Below are 4,158 nucleotides of genomic sequence, written 5' to 3' on the forward strand. Positions count from 1 at the left end.
TAACCTTGAAAAATTCAAGCAGGCCATGCGGCAAAAGCAAGCTGAGGTAATCCTTTTCTTCCAATTCTTTTTTTCAACAAAGAAAATCGATTCAGTCAATTCCCCCAACTTTTAGGACTGATCCGTAAAAGATTGTCCCGTATCAAAAACATATTAGAATAAATATAAAATTGTTTTTTGTGTATCTAAAATACATTTTTATATATATGATTTGCAATACTCCTAGTGCTACCTTACCTTTGTGAGACCCTAAGCTTAATCAATAAACAGTAGGGCACACCCCAGCCTGAAATTTCAAGTTTCATTCCATGAAGAATAGAACCCTGTTCGTTTTCCTGATTTTTTACTGTGCCCAGATTTTATGGAGCGGAGAAGTGTGGGGGCAAACATTTACCACCAATTCAAATGGAGATTGGGCAAACAGCTCTACCATACGATGGATAAGAACAAATCCTAGTTCATGCGCTACACAATATGCCAGCCCCCCTCCTACAAACCCATCTAATATATCTTGTGCGATTGATGTTATAATAAATCATTCAATTACCAAAACTGGAAACAACACTTTTGCCCAAAGATTCAGATCATTAAAATTAAATAGTACTGGAAATCTAATCTTTACTGGAAACACAATAATTTCTGCCACAAATAATGCATATGGGGCTATAGAGATCACTATTGATGGTGGCTCACTTGAACTTTATAACTTACACCTGACAAATGGAGCCAAACTGAAAATAATCAATGGTGGCAAGTTAAAAATCAGAAACGATTTGACAACCGGCGGAAACGCTTCTTCTATTGAAGTTGACGAGAGTTCCACATTGGAAATCGAAAACCAGATAAAGCTTGGGGGAAGTAATGCCAGTGCCACCATCAACGGGACAATTTCTGCTAAAAGCATCATTACCGAAGGGGGAAATGACAATAAAATAAATTTTGGAGCCAACTCAAAAGTTAGGGCATTGACGGTTAAAATCACCGGTGCATCTTCAATAAGTTTTCAAGGCTTGACAATTATTGAAGACACGTTTGAAATTGAAGGATACGCTTCGTCTGCACAACTGAGTCCTACTGCAGATTTTACTGTTATGGGCAACACAATCCTCAAAGGAAGCGCTTCATTTACCCTAGAGGGCAAGACAACGCTTAATGGAAACCTGGATTTGGAGGGGAATACGCATCTTGTCTCGAAAGGCCTCACAATCATTGAAGGAGATGTGACTACTAAAGGAAGCTCAGCCTTGGAATTTTCCGGCTTCTCAACGATAAACGGAACGGTAGCCCTTCTAGGGAACACCTCCCTTGCAGTCATAGACAATGGGGATGTCCTGATTACTAAAAATTTGGAGAAGCCCCAATATAGCTCTGCCATTAGAGTTCAAAATAAGGGGCAACTTGTCATTTGCAGTAATCGCTTAGGGGGAAATTCAGGATTATATCCACCAATAACCTATTCTAACATGAGCATAGCCCCATCTCCTGCATACTACGGAGGTTGCCGCATACTCCCTGTTGATCTCCTCTACTTCAATACCTCATACCGTCCCCAAGACCACTCTGCCCTACTCCACTGGTCCACAGCCAAGGAATGGGAAAACTCCCACTTCGAGATCGAGCGTGCGGTAAATTCGGTAAAAGAATGGGAAACCATAGGACAAGTGGAGGGAAACGGATACTCCGAAAGACCTGAGAAGTACAGTTTTACAGATACCGAACTTCCAACATCAGGAGGAAATATATTCTATCGACTGAAGCAGGTTGATTTCTCCGATAAATCTAGCTACAGCATGACCAGGTCCCTCCAAGTGGATGCCATAAACAGCAAGACGGTCTGGGTAGCCTACCCCAACCCAAGTACCCATGGATCAAAAATATCCGTGGATCTCCTACAGCTTAATCAATACCAGGACGAACTGATTTCCCTGCGACTGATAAATCTGCTGGGCGAAGGAGAATCAGCTATACTTACCACACCCGAAGATATTTCCCAAGTGGTGTCCGGATGGCTTCTCCCCAAAAAAGCCGGATTATATATCCTCGACATTCACTGGGGGACAAATTCCCAGCAGATCAAACTATTAAGAAACTAAAAGGCCTATTTCTGAAAACACCTTGCAATCCGAAGGTTTTGAGCTAAAAAAATCAAAATATTTCTGATAAAGTATTGGTTTACTGGAACGAGGTCCCAAAACTAATTATACATTTGCGCACTGAATACAGAGACCAACTTAAAATATAGGTAAAATCAAAATAAAATTCCAAAAATAAATATATAACACTGTAATACAGGCAATAAATTACTAATAAACGGATAAATCGGAATTAAATTTTAAACAACATTATTTAAACCGCATTTTCCATACTTCAAGATATTTCAAGAAATTAACACCAACACTATGAAAAAACATTACTTACTCGGCATAGCAATTGTATTGGGATTTTACTCCTGTAATGACTCAACCGATCCAATCAGGGTTGACCCGATAACCATCAACTCAGACAGTGAAGCACTCACTGCCCGGATGAAAATGGATAAAGCAGGGGTGATCGGCATAATTGACCCAACTGCTCCAGCCGGCAGAATCCAGAAAGAATCCTCAGACCTTCCTCTAGTTCTTGTCTCCCAAGTTGATGCACCTCAGGTAGGCAGCCAAACCTTACGTGCCACCCACGTGGATATAGATGGGGATTATGCTTATGTCTCTTACAACATGGAAGGTGACACTTACTTGGGTGCAGTGGATATTTTCGATATCTCCAATCCATACAGCCCAAAGATCACTGAGCAGGCAATTTTCTCTGATACTGATATTAGTTCACTGGAATATAAAAACGGCAAACTTTACCTAGCTGCCGCGGTTAACATTGACGCAAGTTCTGAGGTGACATCTCCTGCAAACCTGATCACCGTATCTGTGGCAGGAGGTAGATTCACCTCGGGCTTTGTATATACTTCATTGCCAGGTTTTGTGGCAACTGATGTTGCCAACACTAATTCCAACACTGCGGTAACAAGTGGAAATGACGGTATTATCGGTCTTTTTGACGCTGCACAAACTCCGGGAAACTCAACGGAAATGGAAGACCTAAGAGCTGTGGCTTTTGGAAGTGATAAACTGGCAGTACTTAGCGGGACATCAGGAGTGCATATTTTGGATCCTAACAGCTTATCAGAAGTGTTCACCATTCCTCTGACAGCAGATGTGGCTGGCGCAAAGAGAACTATGGACATCGACAATGGTACTCTTTATGTATCTGAAGGAGCCAATGGCGCAGGTATTTATAAGATGACAGATGGCAGCCTCATAACCAAATTGGCAATTCCCATCCGTCCAGAGGACGTGGACGAAGCTGATATTGTGACTAATGCGGTTTCAGTAGATAACAATTTGCTATTCATGGCAAATGGCGCTGCCGGCATTTCTATCTCAGACGTCACTGAACTTACGGCTATTAAAGAATATGGCGTGTTGGATTTGGATGGGTCTTCTAATTTCGTTAGAAATGAGGAAGAATTTGTATTCGTTGCCACCGGTTTCGGCGGGCTGCAAATCCTGAAAATAAACAAAGCCTCAACGGATCCCACAGAAGCAGTTTGCGCAGGCCTTCCCGCATATCGGGGAGACTCCTGGCTAAACATAAACGGAGGAGAGACTAAAGCCTATGGTGGTTCAGCGTCAATAGCTGGCCTTAACAACAATTCAAACTTCCTGTTCTGCGGTTCCCTTGCCGTCCTTGATCAATTCAATATGAACGGAGGCTCTGTAACAGAAATATACGGTTCATTGGCTTTTGGCAGAATGAACGCAAATAACACCATGCATGTCAACTCCACTTTAAAGCTTTCTGGTTCTGTAGTGATCTACGGCAACCTTAACTTAAACAGTGGAGGTAAAATTGAATTTGTCGGCTCAGGCAATACACTTACTGTATTTGGATCTGTGAGCCAACAAAGCGGATCTTCGATCACTGGTGACTTTACAGATACTGAAGGTAAGGTGAAGTAATTATATATTGAATTGAGCTTTGAAAGAGGCTGTCTCATATTGATGTTTGATAATTGAAGACAGCCTTTTTTATTCAATAGAGGCCGATTTCCTGATTTCGGCCTCTATTTTTTTGAATACCGTTTAATTTTATAGGAATCGGGATTCT

At 41.6% G+C, this 4,158-nt stretch carries 2 protein-coding genes; both read left to right on the forward strand.

The window, feature by feature from the left end; genetic code table 11:
* Positions 1 to 308 precede the first annotated feature (308 nt).
* Positions 309 to 2,093, forward strand: a complete 1,785-nt coding sequence (locus tag LZF95_RS26130) for an autotransporter adhesin family protein (protein WP_233758440.1) — start codon at positions 309 to 311, stop codon at positions 2,091 to 2,093.
* A 306-nt stretch (positions 2,094 to 2,399) separates the two neighbouring features.
* Positions 2,400 to 4,010, forward strand: coding sequence for a hypothetical protein (locus LZF95_RS26135; protein ID WP_233758441.1), 1,611 nt, complete (start codon positions 2,400 to 2,402; stop codon positions 4,008 to 4,010).
* Positions 4,011 to 4,158 lie beyond the last annotated feature (148 nt).

Origin of the sequence: Algoriphagus sp. AGSA1 (assembly GCF_021390545.1) — a bacterium.
In the GTDB taxonomy this organism is placed as follows: Bacteria; Bacteroidota; Bacteroidia; order Cytophagales; family Cyclobacteriaceae; genus Algoriphagus.

What these genes read in the sequence shown, in the direction of transcription:
- LZF95_RS26130 (WP_233758440.1), top strand. Translation starts at nt 309, where the DNA reads ATGAAGAATAGAACCCTGTTCGTTTTCCTGATTTTTTACTGTGCCCAG.
- LZF95_RS26135 (WP_233758441.1), top strand. Translation starts at nt 2,400, where the DNA reads ATGAAAAAACATTACTTACTCGGCATAGCAATTGTATTGGGATTTTAC.